Genomic DNA, 19,963 nt, shown 5'->3' on the forward strand with positions numbered 1-19,963 from the left:
GTGGTGTGTTTGGAGACAGCCAGTTTACCAGCACCCTGTCTGTCAACTTCCACTTCCCCAAGATCCCGCGAAGAACCTTAATTTTTAGTGACACAACTTTTTAGCGCTGGAAACGGCGCAGCCAGGCGAATGGCAGGGCCAGCAGAGTCAACCAGAACAGGCTGCCACCACCGCTGCCGCCATCCTGACCGGTCTGGTTGTTGACCGGTGCGTTGGCGACCACATAACCGGCCGGATCGTTGTTCTTGTAGTCGGTTACCACCGGCGCCAGCTTGACGCTGACTACGGTAGCATTGGTGCGGTTGTTCAGATCGCTCTCGCTGTTGTAGCGATAAGCCGTGGCCGCGACGGTACCGTTGCTGCTGATGCCGCTGGCATAGGCGATGTGGTAGTAGTAACCGTTCTGGGTACACTGCTTGGCACCCGCATCATCCAGACCACAGATGAGATCGTTCAGATACCAGTTGTTGCCGGTAGCCGCGTTCAGCAGGAAGCCTTCCTGCATGCGATTGGTGCCATTGACCACGGGCTGGGTCTGATGGCGGGAATCACGCCAGCCAACCACCATGTTGTGGTTGTTGATGGCGGCCGCTTCCGAGCCGGAGCCGCTGAGCGGCTTGTCCTGCAAGGAGACCACGGCATTGGTGGTCGGGGTGTTCAGGTTGAACACGAACATCTCGACCGGGCGGTTCTGGCCCTTGTTGATGCGATAGAGCTGGTTGCCGATCACATAACCGTTGTCATTGACCCCCACGGCCCAGCTGTGTTGCAGCTTGGCGTCATCCTTGCCGGGTTCGCCTTCGGCCAACGGGATGATCTGGGTAGTGCCAACCTTGCTGCCATCCAGATCCAGCGTCCAGTAAGCGGCCAGGTTGCGACCGTCCAGGTAGTTGGTGCCGATCTCGCCGGTGGAGGAGTACCCTACCCCGTACAGATTGCCGTTGAATTTACCCACCCCGAGCGCGGAGGCGGTCTGCACTACTTCGTTGCGGGCGCGGGCATACTCGTTGGCCTGCAGCAGCTTGTTGAAGGTGCCGGTACTGTTGACCAGCCAGAAGCTGGCCTGGGTATTGAGGCCCGGGCAGTAGCGGTAGTCGCCATACTGGCCGTCGTTGCCGGCAAAGCACCAGTTGTAGGTTTCGGAGTTGACGGCAATGTTCTTGCCGGTCGCTGCGGTGCCGGTCACCAGATACTGGCCGTTGTCCAGTTTCTTGATGCTGGTCGGTACGCTCAGGCTGTGAGTGCCGGCGCCGTCTTTCAGCTCGACGGGGTTGCCCTCCTCGACCACGGCGAAGGCAGTACGCAGCTTGCCACTCATCTTGTAGCCTGCCCGGGTACCGGGTACGTCGCCCAGCGCGGTCACCAGACCGTCGGTCTCGCCCAGCTGTACGTAACCTACGTTGTTGCGCTGGTCGACCCCGTCGAGGAAGTCACGACGCCACTGATAGGCGAAGTTGCTGTTGTCGTTCCAGAAGGAGTTGCAGACCGAGTTGGAGAGCATGCAGCCCTGCTCGAAACGGAAACGATCGACCAGGAAGTCGGCGAAACGCACGGTCGAGAAGTGCTCGGCCATGTTGTTCTTGGTATTGATCCCGATGAGCCCGTTGCCGTCGCCGCTGATCCCGCTGGCGTAACCCTTGTCGGACGCATCGACAATGGTGAAAAAGGGACTTTGTGCCGCCTGGGCATGCAGGCTGGCGCTGACCAGAATGGCCAGCATGGATAATTGCTTTTTCATCTACTTCCTTAGTCCTGATGTTTCAACGCTTCCAACTCCTCCCAACGGGAGAAGGCTTGTTCCAATGCAGCCTCTGCTGCATTCAGGGCATCCAGTTTGGCTTGAGTCTGGTCGCTCGGCAGGGAGAAGAAACCGGGGTGGTTGATCTCGGTCTGCAGGGCATCCAGCTCTGCCTCCAGCTGTTCCAGTCGAGCCGGTAGATTATCCAGCTCCAGCTGCAACTTGTAAGAGAGCTTTTTGGCTTTTGTGGCAGCAGGCGCCGGCGCCACGACAGGCTCTGGCGTTTTGCTCTGCGCCTGTTTGGCGACGTGCTGCGCAGACTGCTGTGCCTGTTGTTGAGCACGGGTGGCCATCATGTCGGCGTAACCGCCCACATAATCGCTGATCTGCCCGTCCCCTTCAAACAACCAGCAACCGGTCACGGTATTGTCGATGAAACGACGATCGTGGCTCACCAGCAACAGGGTGCCGGGGTAGTCCGCCAGCAGCTCTTCCAGCAATTCCAGCGTTTCGACATCCAGGTCGTTGGTTGGTTCATCGAGGATCAGTAAATTACTGGGCTTCAAGAACAATTTGGCCAACAGTAAACGGTTTTTTTCGCCCCCTGACAAGGCTTTCACCGGGGTGCGTGCCCGTTTTGGCTCAAACAGGAAGTCCTGCAGGTAACCGAGAATGTGGCGGGAGCGGCCGCGCACCATCACTTCCTGCTTGCCCTCCCCGACGTTGTCCACCACCGTCTTCTCGGGATCGAGCTGCTCGCGGTACTGATCGAAGTAGGCCACCTCCAGATTGGTGCCCCCCTTGACCGTGCCACGACTTGGGCTCAACTGGCCGAGCAGCAGCTTGATCAGCGTCGACTTGCCGCAACCGTTGGGGCCGACCAACGCAATCTTGTCGCCGCGCAGCACCTGCAGATCCAGCCCCTGGAACAGGGTGCGATCACCAAAGTCCAGCCCCAGGCCTTCACTTTCAAATACCAGCTTGCCGGAGCGGCTCGCCTCATCCAGCTGCAGCTTGGCCTTGCCCTGCAGTTCACGGCGCTGGGTCCGCTCCATCCGCATCGCCTTGAGGGCGCGCACGCGTCCCTCATTGCGGGTGCGACGGGCCTTGATCCCCTGGCGTACCCACACCTCTTCCTGGGCCAGCTTGCGATCGAATTCGGCGTTTTTGAGCTCCTCGACCCGCAACCACTCCTCTTTCCCCTGCAGGTACTCGTCGTAGTTGCCGGGCCAGGAGGTGATCACACCGCGGTCCAGATCGATGATCCGGGTCGCCAGCTTGTGGATGAATTCCCGGTCGTGGGAGATGAAGACGATGGCGCCGCGAAAATCCTTGAGGAACTCTTCCAGCCAGTTGATGGCATCGATGTCCAGGTGGTTGGTCGGCTCGTCCAGCAGCAACAGATCCGGATCGCAGGCCAGTGCGCGGGCCAGTGCCACCTTGCGCAGCCAGCCGCCGGAGAGGCTGTCGAGGGTCACGTCGGGATCCAGACCGAGCAGGGTCAGCACCTGGTTGATGCGAGTCTCGAACTGCCAGCCATTCTGGTAGTCGAGCTGCTCCTGCAGCTGGCTCATCTTGCGGATGTTGGCATCGGAGGCATCGTGTGCCAGTTCCATGGAGATATGGTGATACTGCTTGAGCAGCTCCCCTACCCCGGCCAGCCCTTCGGCGGCGTAGTCAAACACGGTGAGCTCGCTCGACGCGGGGGGATCCTGCTCGAGACGGGTCACTTTCAAATCTTGTTGCAGCACCAGACGACCGTCATCGAGCGGCAGTTCGCCAGCGATGACCTTCATCAGGGTGGACTTGCCCGCCCCGTTGCGCCCCACCAGGCAGAGGCGCTCGCCCCGCTCAATGGTGAGCTCGGCCTGATCGAGCAGCGGAAAATCACTGAACGACAACGATGCGCCGTGCAATGTCAAAAGAGCCATTCTTGTTCCTTATTGCTAATGAAAAAACGGGTGGCAGACTGGATCTCCCCCCGTTTCATCGTCAAATCGCCCGCTCACCCCTGCCTGGCAAGCCACGCTTGCAGCTCAGCCAGGGTGAAGGGCCAACCCAGTTCACGCCCCGCCTCATCGCGCAGTACTGGAATACGGACCCGATAGGTTGCCAGCCACTGCTCATCATCCATGATGTCGCACTGGCGAGTGTCGGCCGCAAGACCGGCCTGCTCCACCAGCGCCCACGCCTGTTCGCACAGGTGGCAACCGTCGGTGTGAAACAGGATCAGCATCAGGCCTGGGCCTCCGCATGGGTGATGATCCAGCAGTTGTGGATATGCTGGTTGCGCTCGAAATCCTTGGGTCGGGTCTTGCCGGTGATGTTCTGGGCCTTGAGACCGATGGCCTCGAGACCGGCCAGATCCATCTTGAAGTGGCGCTTGTTGTTGGAGAACACCAGGGTGCCACCCGCAGCCAGCAGCCGCTTCAGGTGCTGCATCAGCAGCATGTGATCGCGCTGCACGTCGAAGCTCTCGTCCATCCGCTTGGAGTTGGAGAAGGTGGGCGGATCGATGAAGATGAGGTCGTACTGCTCGTCCGCCTCGGAGAGCCACTTCAGGCAGTCGGCCTGCACGAACTTGTGCTCTCGGCCCACCAGCGAGTTGAGGCGCATGTTGTCTTGTGCCCAGTTGAGGTAGGTGCGTGACATGTCCACCGTGGTGGTCTCGCTGGCACCGCCCAACCCAGCATGCACGGTGGCACTGCCGGTGTAGGCAAAGAGGTTCAGGAAGCGCTTGCCCTTGGCCATCTGACCCAGCATACGGCGAGTCTGACGGTGGTCGAGGAACAGACCTGTGTCGAGATAGTCATAGAGATTGACCCACAGACGGGCGCCGTACTCCTGCACTTCCATCCGGTGCTGCTCTTCGGAGAGCTTCTGGTACTGCTGTTTGCCTTCCTGACGCTCGCGCACCTTCAGGATCACCTTCTCGCCGTCCATGCCGGTCACCTTGATGGCTGCCTGCACCATGTCGAGCAGGCGCTGACGGGTCTTCTGGGCGGGAATGTCCTTGGGCGCCGCGTACTCCTGCACCACCAGATAGTCCTGATAACGGTCGATGGCGGCGTTGTACTCCGGCAGATCGGCGTCATAGAGGCGATAGCAGTCGAGGTTCTCTTTCTGTGCCCACTTCTCCAGGGTCTTCAGATTCTTGCGCAGACGGTTGGCAAAGTCCTGCGCCACCTCTTTCTGGGAAGCAACGGAGTCCTGTGCAATCTGGTAGTTGCGCAGCTGACACTCGAGGGCGCCGTTGAACAGGCGATATTGCTTGTCGGCGCGCAGACGCAGACAGCTCAAGAGCTCGGGGGATGCGGAAAGAATGGAGACTTTCCAGCCCTGGAAGCTGCGACGCAGGGCATCACCGAGGGCCTGGTGGACTTCCAGCAGTGCCGGGAACTCGCCAAGACGCTCGCCATAGGGGGGGTTTGAGATCAGCATGCCGACCTGACGGGCCTCCCCTTCCACTGCCGGCATCGGCAGCGGGTTTTCCAGCGCGGTGACGTCGGCCTGTTTGAAGGTGATGAGATGGGCCACGCCGGCGGCTTTGGCGTTGTCGCGGGCTTTGAGCAGCACGCGGCTGTCGGCATCGCAACCAAACAGCTTCACCTCGCAGCGCTGCATGCCGCGCTTGGCCCGTACCTGAGCCTCCATCAGCAGGCTCTGCCACAGCTCGCTATCGTGTTGCAGCCAGCGATCGAACCCGAAACGCTCACGGCGCAGGGCCGGTGCCATGTCGGCGGCGATAAAGGCAGCTTCCACCAGCAGCGTACCGGAGCCACACATGGGGTCCATCATGGGCTCGCCGGCCCAGCCGCTACGGGCAATCATGGCAGCGGCCAGGTTCTCTTTGAGCGGCGCCTCGCCGGTGCCCTGGCGGTAGAAACGCTGGTGCAGCGCGGGGCCTGACAAGTCCAGCGTGATATTGGCCTTGCCCTTGCCCAGGTGCGCCATGATGCGAATATCCGGCGACTTCTTATCCACGTCAGGACGCACGTGACCGCGCTTGGTGAAACGATCGACGATGGCATCCTTGATCTTCAGGGCACCGTACTGGGTATTGCGAATGGCCGGATTGGTACCGGTAAAATCCACGGCAATGGTGGAGGTACCGGAGAAGTGCTCTTCCCAGGGAATGGTGTGAGCACCCAGATAGAGATCCAGGTCGTCATTCATCTGGAATTCGGACAGCACCAGCACGATGCGGGAGGCGAAACGGCTCCACAGACAGGCCTTGTAGCCAGTGGCCAGTTCGCCTTTGAAATGCACGCCAGCCACGGTCTCACGGACCTGCTCTGCGCCCAGGTTGGTCAGCTCGACGGCCAACAGGTTTTCCAGCCCTTTGGGGCAGGTTGCAAAAAATTCTTTCATCACGCTCACGGGGAACCCATAAAAATAGTGCCGTATTATACCTTAAGCCGCGATCCGGAGCAGCAAAAGCTTGCCAGTAACGACATAAACCGAGGGTATCTGACATGCGCCGCCTCCGACCTTTTGGCCGTTCTGGCGAGGCATGCGCGCAGGAAGGATCTCACGAATAAAAAATGTACCAGCCGCTCGGCAAGTTCAAACAATAACCAGGTGTACTCCGGCATCTCTTATTGGCACGGCATTACCTTGCTGAGGCTGCAACCATATATGACATGGCCATGGTCAGGAATAGGTGATCTATCCCGCTGCCATATCTGACAGGCGTCAAACAAGACTCAACTCGTTATTATTTCCCACGACAGAGCAAGTCCTTTCTGTAAACCCCGTGTTTGGCCCTCCCGTTATCGTCCGTAAACGGGAGGGCCATTTTTTCCTCCTCTCTCTGTTCATATCGCTATTGTCCGACTGTCACATCTATCAGGTTTCAAGAGAAACTACAGGATTTAGAATAACCCCGTGTTGTTGATACAACCGCTTATTCCTCCTGTAGTGTGTGTTTGCCGCCCTCTTATCAAATTGATCGGAGGGCATTTTTTGCACAAAAGCAGTCACCTGAAATAATCAAGGCTAATGATAGGAACAGAATGGGGACGAGTGAGTGTTCATTAGGATGAACCGAAGGAGAGGATAAAGGCTTGCTATAAAATAACCCGAGATTCAACTCACCTGGCGATATTGCGCCTGTGCCACCGGCCTTGGGCTCATGCGATTGTTCATCACCTTGATAACACCAAAACGGGGCAGTGTCTTGCTGGTGGTCAATATCAGATCGTCAGTCAGGTTCAAACAGACGCTGGCCTGTTCACCGGCTTCGATCACCAGAAACTCCCCTTTGCCGTGAGGAGTGCCCATGCACACCAGCGCACCGGTTTCGGGAATAATGGCGGGGTGGGTTTCCCCAAAGAACCAGCTTTGTGGCATCAGGGGTTTGTAAAAGCGGCTGACGGCGATAGCATTGAGTACCAGCTGAACCTGATGCGGTACGCTCCACTCCAGTTCGGCAACCCTGTCCATCAGCTGATAATAGAGCGCCGCATCATCCACGCAAAAAGGCTGGGTGGTGAAGGAGCTGGGCACCAATTGTCGCCCTTTATATTCGGTGGCGAAGATCATGCGATCGGATAAATCCAGCATCAGACGATCATCATGAGCATCATAATGCCACTGCCAATTGTCATTGGGTTGGATACACATGCAGGTGCCCTTACTGAAAGTCGTTACTCGACTTTATTCCATGTCGAGAATTTCAGCAACTTTAAATAAAGGGCACCGATTTATTTCTTATATATGGGTCACAATCTCTTTGACCAGATCCGGGCCCTTATAAATAAAGCCGCTGTAAATCTGGACCAGACTGGCACCCGCAGCCAGCTTCTCGCGGGCCGCCATGGCACTGTCGATGCCACCGACGCCAATAATGGGCAGCGCACCATCCAGTGCTTTGGCCAGCTGGCGGATCACTTCGGTGCTCTTGTGCTGCAAAGGACGACCGCTGAGGCCACCCGCTTCAGCGGCATGGGGCATGTCATAAATCATGTCGCGCTCAAGGGTAGTATTGGTGGCAATCACCCCATCAATGCCATTTTTTATCAGAGATGCGGCCACCTGATTAATTTCATCCGGAGTCAAATCCGGCGCAATTTTAACGGCCAGTGGCACGTATTTCTTATATTGCGCGGCCAGCTCCTGCTGACGAACCTTGAGGGCAGCCAACAGTTCATCCAGCGCATCGCCATATTGCAGTGAACGCAACCCCGGCGTATTGGGAGAAGAGATATTGACGGCAATATAACCGGCATGGTCATACACCTTGTCCATGCAGATCAGGTAATCATCCTTGCCCTGCTCGATGGGGGTGTCCTTGTTCTTGCCGATATTGATGCCGATCACCCCCTGATATTTGGCTTTCTTGACCTGGGCAACCAGATGGTCGACCCCTTTGTTGTTGAAGCCCATCCGGTTGATGATCCCCTCTGCCGGAATAACCCGGAACAGACGCGGCTTGTCATTGCCGCTCTGGGGTCTGGGGGTGACGGTACCGACCTCGATAAAGCCGAACCCCATGGCCCCGAAGGCATCGATACACTCGCCATCCTTGTCCAGACCGGCCGCCAGACCCACCGGATTGGCAAAAGAAAGCCCCATGACAGTGACGGGGCGTTTGGGCAAGGAGTGGCGGAAGAAACAATCAAGCGGCGTACCGAGAAGGCGGGGCAAATATTTGATGGAGAGATCGTGCGCCTGTTCCGGGTTGAGCTTGAACAGGAAATGCCTGGCGAGAGGGTACAGCATGTTTGCTCCTTAAAAAAAGCCCCGGCAACTGGCCGGGGCTTTGGGTGTGATACCGCTGTCATGCCTTAACTGGCAATCACAGTGCTCGGCAATTCAACTGGAGCAGGTTCAACTCCCGCAAGGCCACCGAGAACTTGGCGAACTCATGGGTACTGGTGGTCTTGAAGTCGGCCAACATGTGGGTCCAACGGGACAAGAGTTGCTCATGCTCCGAAATCCAGTCGGCCAGTATGGTAGCGCATTCTCCCTGATCTTTGCACCCTTCCAGCACCACGGAAGTGAGGCTGCGCTGCTGCCAGTCCAGATCTTCACGGAAGGAGGCCCGCGCCATCGCCTGCCAGTGGTTGCCCACCGGTTGATGGTTGATCTGGTCGAGGAACCAGTGCAGATCCAGCTTGGCACCGAGGCGATAGTAGACGTTGGCGGCACGCAGGATGTCGGTCTTGTGCTCCGCGGCGATCTGCGCCAGATCCAGGCTGGAGAAGAGGCTGCTCATGTGGGCCACCTGACGGGCGATGGCTTGTGGCACTTGCTTGGCCACCAACGCCGCGACCGCCTGCTGGTGCTCGGCCACTTCGCTCTCGTCCATCACCTCGTAGAGGTGCTGACCCAGCGTCTCGAAGGCCGGACGGAAGAAGGCGATGTTCTCGCTGATGCTCCAGCTGCGATTGCGGGCGCGCAGGAACCAGCGGGTGGCGCGGCGCACGATGCGACGGCTGTAGAACATCAGCTCGAGCTGGGTCTCTGCCCCCACCAGGTTGTCGCACCCTTCGATGTCACGCCACAGCTGGTTGAGGCCAAATACCTCGCGGGCCATGGCGAAGCAGCAGGCCACTTCCGCCACCGAGGCACCGGTCTCGTCCTTCATCCGGCTGGCGAAGTTGAGCCCCATGTCGTTGACCAGCATGTTGGCCACCCGGGTCGCGATGATCTCCCCGCGCAGCGGATGCTGGGCCAGTGCCGCACCGAACTGCTGCTGCAGCTTGGCCGGGAAGCTGGTCACCAGCATGTTGGCGAGGAAGGGCTCGTCGGTCACTTCCGGGCAGTTGAGCTGCTCTTTCAGTACCATCTTGCCATAGGCCACCAGCACCGCCAGTTCGGGACGGGTCAGCCCCTGCCCCGCCGCCATCCGCTCGGAGAGCTCCTCGTCGGAGGGCAGGAACTCCAGGGCGCGGTCCAGTTTGCCTTCCCGCTCCAGCCCCTGGATGAAACGCTGCTGCTCCTTGAGCTGCTCGGCGCCGCGGAAACTGGTCACCGAGATGGACTGGGACTGGCGATAGGCGTTGGTGATGACAATCTGCGCCACGTCGTCGGTCATCTCATAGAGCATCTGATTGCGCTGCTTGAGGGTCAGGTCACCGGCCGCCACCAGCTGGTTCAGCAGGATCTTGATGTTCACCTCGTTGTCGGAGCAATCCACCCCGCCCACGTTGTCGGTGAAGTCGGTGTTGATGCGACCGCCCTGGCTGGCGTACTCCACCCGGCCGAGCTGGGTAAAGCCGAGGTTGCCGCCCTCACCCACGATGCGGACCCGCAGATCGCGGCCATTGACCCGCAGCACATCGTTGCTGCGATCGCCCACTTCGGCGTCGCTCTCGCGGGAACTCTTCACATAGGTGCCGATGCCGCCGTTCCACAGCAGATCCACGTTCAGGCAGAGCAGCGCCTTGATCAGCTCGTTCGGGGCCATGCTGGCCTTGTCAGTACCGAGCAGGGTCTGGATCTCGGGGCTCAGCTTGATGGACTTGGCCGAGCGCAGGAAGATGCCGCCCCCTTGGGATATCAGCTCCCGGTTGTAGTCATCCCAGCTGGAGCCGGGCAGCTCGAACAGGCGCTTGCGCTCGACGAAGCTCTTGGCCGCATTGGGGGTCGGGTCGATGAAGATGTGCATGTGGTTGAAGGCGCCCACCAGCTGGGTGTGCTCGGAGAGCAGCATGCCGTTGCCAAACACGTCCCCCGCCATGTCGCCGATGCCGACGCAAGTGAAGTCGGTGGTCTGGCAGTTGACGCCGATCTCGCGAAAATGCCGCTTGACCGATTCCCAGGCGCCACGGGCGGTGATGCCCATCTTCTTGTGGTCATAGCCGACCGAGCCGCCGGAGGCGAACGCATCGCCCAGCCAGTGGCCGTATTCGAGGCTTATCTCGTTGGCGATGTCCGAGAAGGTCGCGGTGCCCTTGTCGGCGGCCACCACCAGGTAGTAGTCATCCTCGTCGTGACGCACCACGGATTTCGGCGGGATCACCTCGCCGCCGATGATGTTGTCGGTCACATCGAGCAGGCCGCGAATAAACAGGCGATAGCAGGCCTTGCCCTCTTCCTGGATGGCGGCACGGGGGGCCCCCGCCGGCATCTGTTTGCAGTAGAAGCCGCCCTTGGCACCGACTGGCACGATGACGGTGTTCTTCACCTGCTGGGCTTTTACCAGACCCAGCACTTCGGTGCGGAAGTCCTCCTTGCGATCAGACCAGCGCAGACCGCCACGGGCCACCTTGCCCCAGCGCAGGTGCACCCCTTCTACCCGCGGCGAGTAGACGAAGATCTCGAACTTAGGCAGCGGCAGCGGCATGTCGGTGATGCTGGAGGGGGCCAGCTTGAAGGAGATGTAGGGCTTGATGTTGCCCGCCTTGTCCAGCTGGTAGTAGTTGGTGCGCAGGGTGGCGTCGATCATCTCCACATAGCGGCGGATGATGCGATCGTCGTCCAGGTTGGCGACCTGATCCAGCTTGGCGGCGAGCTGCTCGTGCAGCTTGATCTGTACCTTGGCTTCCTGCTTGCCGGCCGGATCCAGGCGCTGTTCGAACAGGGTGAACAGCAACTGGGCGATATCCGGGTAGCGAGTCAGGGTCTCTTCGATATAGGACTGGCTGAAGGAGACGCCGGTCTGACGCATGTATTTGGCATAGGCGCGCAGCACCGAGACCTGACGACCGGTGAGGCCGGCCCCCAGCACCAGGCGGTTGAAGCCGTCATCTTCCAGTTGCTTGTTCCAGATGGCGGCGAAGGCCTGCTGGAAGCGCTGCTGGCTCTGCTCCAGATCGAACGGCTGCTCGCCATGCAGCAGCATGGAGAAATCGAGGATCCAGAAGATGTCACCCGCCGGGGTGCGCACCTGATACGGGGTTTCGCCGATGACGCGCAGCCCCATGTTTTCCAGCATCGGCAGCACATCGGAGAGGTGGATGGGTTCGGTGCGGTGGAACAGTTTGAGGCGGACCCGGCGATCGTTCTCCTCCTCCTGAGCGCGGTAGAACAGCATGCCGAGCGGATTGGCCTCGCTCAGGTTGTCCAGCTCCATGATGTCGGCCACGGCGGAACCCGGCAGCACGTCTTCCTTGTAGGCGCGGGGGAAGGCGGTGCTGAAACGGCGGCGCAGTTCGTTGCCGCGGGCTTCACCGTAGTGAGAGAGCAGCACGGAGTCGAGGCGATCATCCCAGCTGCGGGCCGCTTCAATCAGGTTGTTCTGTACTTCGTTCACATCCACATCCACGTTGTTGTTGTTGACCCGCACTATGTAGTGGGTCCGTGCCAGCACGCCCTCGGTGAAGTAGACGTTGAACTCCACCTCTTCGCTGCTGCCAAAATACTTCTGCAGGATCTGCTGGGTCTTGACCCGCAGCGCCGTGTTGTAGCGCTCCTTGGTGACATAGACCATGCAGGAGAAGAAACGGCCGTACACGTCGCGGCGCACGAACAGGCGCAGCATGTCGCGCTCCTGCATCTCCAGCACGCCAAGACCGGTGGCCAGCAGCTCCTCTTCACGGGCCTGGATCAGCTCATCGCGCGGGTAGGTTTCCAGCACGTTCAGCAGCGCCTTGTAGGCGTGGGAGCCCTTCTCGTGACCGGAGGCGGCCATGATGTGCTCGAGACGGTGACTGATGAGCGGGATCTGGGTCGCGCTGGTGTTGTAGATGGAGGAGGCATAAAGGCCGATGAAGCGATCCTCTCCCACCACCTTGCCGTGCTCGTCGAAGCGCTTGATGCCGATGTAGTCCACATACGCCGGGCGATGCACCCGCGACTTGCTGTTGGACTTGGTGAGGATCAGCAAATCAGAACTCAGCGCCGCGTGACGGGCACTGGCGGGCATGTTGCCAAGGCGCTGCCCCGCTTCCTTGATGGAGTTCTTCATCAGACCCAGGCTGGAGTCCGCCTGGGGCAGAATTTCGTGATCCCCCTCCACCGCCTTGACGTCGTAACGGCGATAGCCCATCAGGGTGAAGTTATGGGCCGCTACCCACTTGAGGAAGGCAACGCAGGAGTCCACTTCGGCCTGACTGACCGGGTTCTTGCGCTTGGGCAATTCGTCGATGATCTCGTTCAAACGTGCCAGCATGGGCTGCCAGTCACCGACTGCCAGGGCCACTTCACCGGCCACGGAATTGAGCTCGGCGGTCAGCCCTTCCATCTGCTCCTCGCTGGTGAGGTGATCGATTTCGATGAGGAAGGCGGTCTCGACCGAGGTCTGTTCGGCGCTGTTGTCGAGATCCAGAATGGCGCTGATCTTGCCTTCGTTGCCGCGAATGAGGTGCAGCGGCTGGTGCAGCATCATGTGCGCCGTGATGCCCCGGCGCTTGAGCGCCATGCGGATGGAGTCCACCAGGAAGGGGGAGTCCTGCAGGATGATCTCGACGATGGTATGGGGAGACTGCCAGCCATGGCGGGTCAGCTCGGGATTGTAGACTCGGATATAGGGGGAGGTCGAGGTGCGCTGGTTGAGCGCATTCCACAGGCTGAGCGCGGCACCATAGAGATCGCTGTCATTGCGATCGTGCAGATCGGTGCTCGCCATGTTGCCGTAGAACTTGGCGACGAAACACTCGACCAGGGAGGCACTCTTCTTGGGCAACTTCTGATGGATCAGGCTGAGAACGTTTTCGAGCAGAACTGAGGTAGGGGCGTCTTTCAATGCCATTTCTATATTCCTTATCGGACGACATTAACCACCGACACAGAGACATCCACCCTGGATGCCCACCGGTACAGAGTTGCTGCGAAGTGTAATGTCTTGGATCAAGGAAGGCGAGCAAAGGTGATAATGAGTTGTTAAAAACAAGGGTCAGATCACGCCTTAAGCTGTGAAATATTTTGCCGTTCTGGCAAAAAACAGAAAATCCCACTGGATGGTTACGGATTTACCGGATAGATAGTGACTTAAAGCAGTGAATTGCGCGGAAATATGTTCAAGTTTTGTTAATTTATGCGTTCGAGGCTGATAAAGCGATAATCGTCCTGGGTTTTGAGGCGAAAATAGCCATGTACCCCGCTGATGGCGACGAAAGGCCGGATTTTCTCAATGCCCAGCTCCAGGGTCAGCCCCTGCTCGCTGCGTACCACCAGACGTTTGGCATGGCCCTGATACATCAGCATGACCTCGTCGTGGCTCAGGGACAGGCGAAAGGTAAACTGCTTCACGATGACTCCTCTGGTCTGATAAACGGCCCGGGGGTTGAAAGGGTGGGAGATGGCTCCCCCACCCCGTTGGGTTTACTGCTGCAGTGCCTTGTTCACTTTCTCGAACAGATCCCGTGCCAGCCCCTCGAGGTTGGCCAGACGGGTCAGCTCGGTGCGGATCAGCGCCTTGCGCCCCTCATCGAGCCGCTTGAACTGAATGAGCGGGGTGATGAGGCGGGAGGCCACCTGCGGGTTGACCTCGTTGAGCTCGATCAAGAGATCGGTCAGGAAGCGGTAGCCGCGACCATCGCGCGCATGGAACTGCACCTGGTTGTTCATGGCAAAGCTACCGATCAGCGCACGTAGCCGGTTCGGGTTGCGGATGCTGAAGGTAGGATGCGCCATCGCCAGCTTCACCTCCTCCAACACGTCTTCCGCCGGCTTGCTACCCACCAGTCGCAACCAGTTGTCCAGCACCAGCCCGTCCTTGGCCCACTTGCCTTCGAAATCGGCCAGCAGCTCGGAGCGGCACGGCAACAGATGGCTGTTGGCCACCTGCAGCGCCGCCAGGGTGTCGGTCATGTTGTCGGCGGTGGCATATTGCTGGCGTACCAGCAGATCGGCACTGCCGGCGTCGAGCGCCGCCAGATAGCCCAGCACGACGCCCTTGAGCGCCCGCTTGGCCATGTCGGCATGCACCACCTGATACGCCGGCAGGCGCAACGCCTCGTAGCTGCTTGTCAGACGGGCACCGAAGGCGTGGGCCAGCGAGGTGTGGATCTCGTTGCGAACCTGATGGATGGCGTCGATGTCGGCCACCTCGAACAGCTCGGCCAGGGTCGCCTCACCCGGCAGCGCCAGGATCTCCGCCTTGAGGGCCGGGTCCAGCTCGCCGTCATCCAGAATGGCGACAAAGGCCGCCAGCAGAGTCTGGGAGAGTTCAACCCCCTGCCCATGCTGCACCCGGGCCACGCCGTCGATGACCGCCTTGTTGATCAGCATCTGCGCCGCATCCCAGCGAGCAAACTCGTTGCGGGCATGGCGCATCAGGAAGGCCAGCGCCTCGTCGCTGTAGTCAAAATGCAGCTTGACCGGTGCCGAGAAATCACGCAGCAGGGAGGGCACCGGCTTGACCGCCACCCGATCGAAGACGAAGGTCTGCTGTGCTTCCAGCACGTCGAGTACGTTGCCAATGGCCTTGCCCTGATACTGCAGCGGAATGACGGCCCCTTGCTCATCATAGAGTTCGATATCGAGCGGAATGTGCAGCGGCAGTTTTTGCGGCTGATCCTGGGTCGGCGGGGTGTGCTGGCTCACGTGCAGGCGATAGACGCCGCTTTCGGCATCGTACTCGTCGGTCACGGTGAGCTCAGGGGTACCGGACTGGCTGTACCAGCGGCGGAAGCGGCCGAGATCGACCCCGGAGGCATCTTCCATCGCCTGCACGAAGTCGTCACAGGTGACGGCCTGACCGTCAAAGCGCTCGAAATAGAGGCGCATGCCTGCCTGGAAGGCGGCCTCACCCAGCAGGGTGTGCAGCATGCGGATCACTTCCGAGCCCTTCTCGTAGACGGTCAGGGTGTAGAAGTTGTTCATCTCGATCACCACATCCGGGCGGATGGGGTGGGCCATGGGGCCGGCATCTTCGGCAAACTGCGGGCCGCGCACGGTGCGCACGTTATTGATGCGATTGACCCCGCGTGAGCCCAGATCGGAGGAGAACTCCTGATCCCGGAACACCGTCAGCCCCTCTTTCAGGCTGAGCTGGAACCAGTCGCGGCAGGTGACGCGGTTGCCGGTCCAGTTGTGGAAGTATTCGTGGCCGATCACCCGCTCGATGCCGTGGTAGTCGCTGTCGGTAGCGGTAGCCGGATTGGCCAGCACGAACTTGGAGTTGAAGATGTTGAGCCCCTTGTTCTCCATGGCGCCCATGTTGAAGAAGTCCACCGCCACGATCATATAGATGTCGAGGTCGTACTCGAGGCCAAAGCGCTGCTCGTCCCAGCGCATGGAGTTGATGAGGCTCTCCATGGCGAAACCGGCGCGGTCCAGGTTGCCCTTGTCGACGAAGATCTCGAGGACCACCTTGCGGCCGCTCTTGGTGGTGTAGTGGCTGCGTTCAACGTCGAAGTCCCCGGCCACCAAGGCAAACAGGTAGCTCGGCTTGGGGAAGGGATCCTGCCACTGCACGAAGTGGCGGCCGTCACCCAGATCGCCGCTGTCGACCTTGTTGCCGTTGGAGAGCAGGAAAGGGAACTGGGATTTGTCGGCGGTGATGCGGGTGCTGTAACGGGCCAGAATGTCGGGCCGGTCCAGGTAATAGGTGATACGCCGGAACCCTTCTGCCTCGCACTGGGTGCAGTAGGCGTCGCCGGACTTGTAGAGCCCTTCCAGCGCGGTGTTGGCAGCCGGATCCAGCAAGGTCACGATGGTCAGTACGCACTCGGCCGGCAAGTTGAACAGAGTCAGACTGCTCTCGCCCTGCTCGTACTGGGTGAAGGGCACCCCGTCCACGCTGACGCTGTGCAGGGAGAGCCCCTCCCCATCCAGCACCAGCGGTTCATTGTGCTCGCCATTGCGCCGCAGACGGGAGATGGCGGTCACCTGGGTCAGCGGCTCCTGCAGTTGAAAGTCGAGATCGATGCTGTCGATCCAGTAGAGCGGAGCCCGGTAATCCTGGCGATATTTGGCCGTCATGGCCTGGGAGTGATCGGTCATTATTGTTTGCTTCCACGCTTGTAATTGACGTGTCAGAGGCTGTCACAACCGGTTGGCAGGGTCAAATAGTTTGCATTCAGGCAAAAGAAAGGGCGACCTCAGTCGCCCTTGTTGATTAATTGACTCGCCGATGATCAGCTGCGTTTGCTGAGCTTGGCCAGGTCCGCCGTGATGTTGGCAGCCTCGACCAGATACTCGTCGGGCGCCTCGAAATCGGCAGGCAGTTCATCCAGACTCTTCACCGCCGGCTTGCCGAGACGGGCAAGACGCTCGTTGGTGCGCTTGAGAGCCTTCTCGTCCTGCTTGGCCTGATCCGCCAGACGTTCCGCCTCGTTGAGGGAGACCGACTTCTTGTCTTTCTCCTCCTTGTAGTCGGCAATGTCCTGCATCACGTAGGCAAACTCCGGATCCTTGTTGATCCGTGCCTCATGGGCAGACTGCAGCTTGGGCAGCAAACTGGCGAAGTTGCCGAGCTTGTCGTACTTGGCCGATGCAATCTTGTCCCACGGCAAGGCGTTGAACTCGCGGCTCTCGCCCGTCTCTTCCGGTGCTACCGCAGTCGGGAAGCTGATGTCCGGAGCGACGCCCTTGTTCTGGGTGCTGCCACCGTTGATCCGGTAGAACTTGGCGATGGTGTACTGCACATGACCGAGCGGCTGCTCGTAGAAGTCATACACCTTGGCGAGGCTGCGATGCTGCTGCACCGTGCCCTTGCCGAACGAGTTCTCGCCGAGGATCAGGGCACGGCCGTAATCCTGCATGGCGGCGGCAAAGATCTCGGAGGCCGAGGCGCTGTAGCGGTCGATCATCACCGACATGGGACCGCCGTAGTAGACGTTGCCGTCGTCATCACCGTTGACGGTGATGCGGCCCATGTGATCCCGGATCTGCACCACAGGACCGCTGGCAAAGAACAGGCCGCTCAGGGCAGAGGCTTCGGTCAGCGCACCGCCGCCGTTGCCACGCAGATCGACGATGAGGCCATCGATCTTCTGCTTGTTGAGGCTGGAGAGCTCCTTGATCACGTCGTCGTGCAGGTTGACGTAGAAACTCGGGATCTCAAGCACCCCGATCTTCTTGCCTTCGGCGGTGATCACCTTGGACTTGGCGGCTCTGTCTTCCAGCCGCACCTTGTCGCGCACCAGCTCGATCTGCTCAGTCTTGGCGGCGGCGCCTTTGCCGCGCTGGATCTCCAGCTTCACCTTGCTGCCTTTTGGTCCCTTGATGAGTTCGACCACGTCATCGAGACGCCAGCCGATCACATCGACAATCTTGCCGTCGTCCTGCCCTACCCCGACAATCTTGTCATCAGGCTTGAGGTGATTGGACTTGGCAGCCGGACCACCGGGCACCAGGGAGCGAATGACGGTGAAGTCATCCTCGGCCTGCAGCACGGCACCAATCCCCTCCAGCGAGAGGTTCATCTCGGTGTTGAAACGATCGGCGCTGCGCGGAGACAGATAGCTGGTGTGCGGTTCGATGGCGCGGGCGAAGGAGTTCATGAAGAGCTGGAACACGTCCTCGCTCTCGGTCTGGGACATCCGCTTGATGGCGTTGTTGTAACGCTTGCCAAGCAGTTCCTTGATCTCGGGCCACTCCTTGCCGCTGAGCTTGAGGCTCAGGGCATCGAATTTGACCCGCTGGCGCCACAACTCGTTGAGTTCGGCTTCGTCTTTCGGCCAGGCCGCCCCTTCCCGATCAAAGATGTAGTTGTCGGGCTGGGTAAAATCGAAAGGAGTATCGAGCAGTTTGAGGGCGTATTCGAACCGCTCATAACGCCGCTGCTGACTCAGATTGAACATCTCGTAAGCCGGTGCCAGCCGTCCTCTCTCGAGGTCGGTGTCAAAACCGGTACGGTACTTTTCAAAGCGGCTGATATCAGAGGCCAGAAACAGGTTGCGGCTGTAGTCCAGATTCTCCAGATACTTGTCAAAGATCACGGAGGAAAAGGCATCGTCCAGCTTGAACTGCTTGTAATGCGAGCGGGTAAACAGATTGGCAATTCGCTTGCTAGCCGTAGCATGTTGGCTCTCCTGAGCCAACACAGGCAAATCACTTTCCTTGAGCACCGGCTCGATGGCCTGTGCAAGCCCGGCAAGCGCCAGGCTACAGGCAACGAGGGAAAAACGAATTACGCCATGCTTCAACATTTGTCTCCTTAGAGAACCAGGTGCTCGAATTTGACCCGCAGCATCATGCCGGTCTGCAATTGAACCTGAACGTCATCCTTGGTCACTTCCTTGATGGTGGCCGGCACCGGAGACTTGCCCAGCACAACCCGGACGCCCTGATCCACTTTCAGGGTAGCGGCATCCACTTTGACCAGCGGTGCTTCGACAGCAGCGGGAACAGCCTTGGGAGCGGCTTTCGGCTTGTCGGATTTGGCGGCAACATCGGCCTTGCGCGGGGCAGGACGACGTGGCTGCTTGGCCTTCTCTTCTTTGGTGTTGGTACGACGGCTGGCAAAGACACGTTCTTTGCTCTCTTTGAGGGCTTGCTTGGCATGCTCGATGTGCTCTTCGGTGAGCAGCTCGCCCGGATTGCCGTCCAGATCGACACGGGCCTGGCCGGCCTTGAGGCCATGCAGGTAACGCCAGCTTGAGGTGTATTGACGCAGAGCAGAACGCAGCATGGTCTTGGAGACTCTGGCGTCGTCAGCAAGACGCTCGGCCAAATCCTGGAAGATGCCAATCTTGAGCGGCTTGGCCTCTCCTTCAGCAATGAAGCAGGCCGGGAATTTCTCGACCAGGTAGGCAACGATCTCTTTACTGTTCTTCAGCTTCTCAGTGTTTTCCATGTATAACCTTGGCTTTCATATAAACGCGCGGGCACACCCGAGCACAACAAAGGCCCCATTATAGAGAGCTTGGGGCCTTTTGCGAACCATCAAGCAATGACTTAGAGCATGCTTTCCAAAATTTGCACCGTTTCTTCCAGTCCAATCCGGTCTTGCGCATCAAAGCGGTTAAAGATTGGACTATCGATATCCAGTACGCCAATGATCTCGCCACCACGCCGCAGCGGGATCACGATTTCGGCATTGCTGGCACCGTCGCAGGCGATATGGCCTTCAAACTGGTGCACGTCGTCGATGAGCTGGGTCTTGCCCTCGGCCACCGCCGTACCACACACCCCGCGTCCGACCGGAATGCGCACGCAGGCCGGCTTGCCCTGGAACGGGCCGAGCACCAGGGTCTCGCCCTGCAACAGGTAAAAGCCGACCCAGTTGATGTCGGCCAGCTCCTGGTTGAGCAGTGCAGACAGGTTGGCCAGGTTGGCGATGAGATCCGGCTCCCCTTCCAGCAATGCCTGGGCCTGCTGGTTGAGGGTGCGATAAAATGCTTGTTTTTCAATCATGATTAAATGAACTTCACTCCCTGACAATCAGTG

General features: G+C 59.3%; 12 protein-coding genes. All 12 read right to left on the bottom strand.

The window, feature by feature from the left end; all coding sequences use genetic code 11:
* Positions 1-100: 100 nt before the first annotated feature.
* Complete coding sequence (locus PG899_RS01205) at positions 101-1,738, bottom strand: DUF3466 family protein (RefSeq protein WP_029303051.1); 1,638 nt, start codon at positions 1,736-1,738, stop codon at positions 101-103.
* Positions 1,739-1,746: 8 nt separating this feature from the next.
* Positions 1,747-3,669 (bottom strand): ATP-binding cassette ATPase Uup, encoded by a 1,923-nt coding sequence (uup, locus tag PG899_RS01210; protein ID WP_024945227.1) that lies wholly within the window; start codon positions 3,667-3,669, stop codon positions 1,747-1,749.
* A 74-nt stretch (positions 3,670-3,743) separates the two neighbouring features.
* Positions 3,744-3,974 carry a glutaredoxin family protein gene (locus PG899_RS01215; RefSeq protein ID WP_077096239.1) on the bottom strand — a complete coding sequence of 77 codons (231 nt, stop codon included), beginning with the start codon at positions 3,972-3,974 and terminating at the stop codon, positions 3,744-3,746.
* Positions 3,974-6,145 (bottom strand): bifunctional 23S rRNA (guanine(2069)-N(7))-methyltransferase RlmK/23S rRNA (guanine(2445)-N(2))-methyltransferase RlmL, encoded by a 2,172-nt coding sequence (gene rlmKL / locus PG899_RS01220; protein WP_179101416.1) that lies wholly within the window; start codon positions 6,143-6,145, stop codon positions 3,974-3,976. Before rlmKL ends, PG899_RS01215 begins: the two co-directional genes overlap by 1 nt.
* A gap of 681 nt (positions 6,146-6,826) precedes the next feature.
* Positions 6,827-7,363, bottom strand: coding sequence for a cell division protein ZapC (locus PG899_RS01225; protein WP_011706138.1), 537 nt, complete (start codon positions 7,361-7,363; stop codon positions 6,827-6,829).
* 87 nt (positions 7,364-7,450) lie between these two features.
* Positions 7,451-8,461: a quinone-dependent dihydroorotate dehydrogenase gene (gene pyrD, locus PG899_RS01230; protein ID WP_029300913.1), complete on the bottom strand. Its 1,011-nt coding sequence runs from the start codon at positions 8,459-8,461 to the stop codon at positions 7,451-7,453.
* A 76-nt stretch (positions 8,462-8,537) separates the two neighbouring features.
* Positions 8,538-13,376 carry an NAD-glutamate dehydrogenase gene (locus PG899_RS01235; RefSeq protein ID WP_077096241.1) on the bottom strand — a complete coding sequence of 1,613 codons (4,839 nt, stop codon included), beginning with the start codon at positions 13,374-13,376 and terminating at the stop codon, positions 8,538-8,540.
* Between the two features lie 278 nt (positions 13,377-13,654).
* Positions 13,655-13,876 (bottom strand): DUF2835 domain-containing protein, encoded by a 222-nt coding sequence (locus tag PG899_RS01240; RefSeq protein WP_005300804.1) that lies wholly within the window; start codon positions 13,874-13,876, stop codon positions 13,655-13,657.
* Positions 13,877-13,948: 72 nt separating this feature from the next.
* Positions 13,949-16,573 carry an aminopeptidase N gene (pepN, locus tag PG899_RS01245; protein WP_190284288.1) on the bottom strand — a complete coding sequence of 875 codons (2,625 nt, stop codon included), beginning with the start codon at positions 16,571-16,573 and terminating at the stop codon, positions 13,949-13,951.
* A gap of 134 nt (positions 16,574-16,707) precedes the next feature.
* On the bottom strand, positions 16,708-18,723 hold the full coding sequence (gene prc, locus PG899_RS01250) for a carboxy terminal-processing peptidase (protein WP_016350681.1): 2,016 nt from the start codon (positions 18,721-18,723) through the stop codon (positions 16,708-16,710).
* An 8-nt stretch (positions 18,724-18,731) separates the two neighbouring features.
* On the bottom strand, positions 18,732-19,370 hold the full coding sequence (gene proQ, locus PG899_RS01255; protein WP_077096243.1) for an RNA chaperone ProQ: 639 nt from the start codon (positions 19,368-19,370) through the stop codon (positions 18,732-18,734).
* Positions 19,371-19,471: 101 nt separating this feature from the next.
* Entirely contained in the window at positions 19,472-19,930 is a 459-nt protein-coding gene (locus tag PG899_RS01260; protein ID WP_011706144.1) for a GAF domain-containing protein, read from the bottom strand.
* Positions 19,931-19,963 lie beyond the last annotated feature (33 nt).

The sequence above is a fragment of the Aeromonas sp. QDB39 genome, from assembly GCF_027707585.1.
GTDB lineage: Bacteria > Pseudomonadota > Gammaproteobacteria > Enterobacterales > Aeromonadaceae > Aeromonas > Aeromonas hydrophila.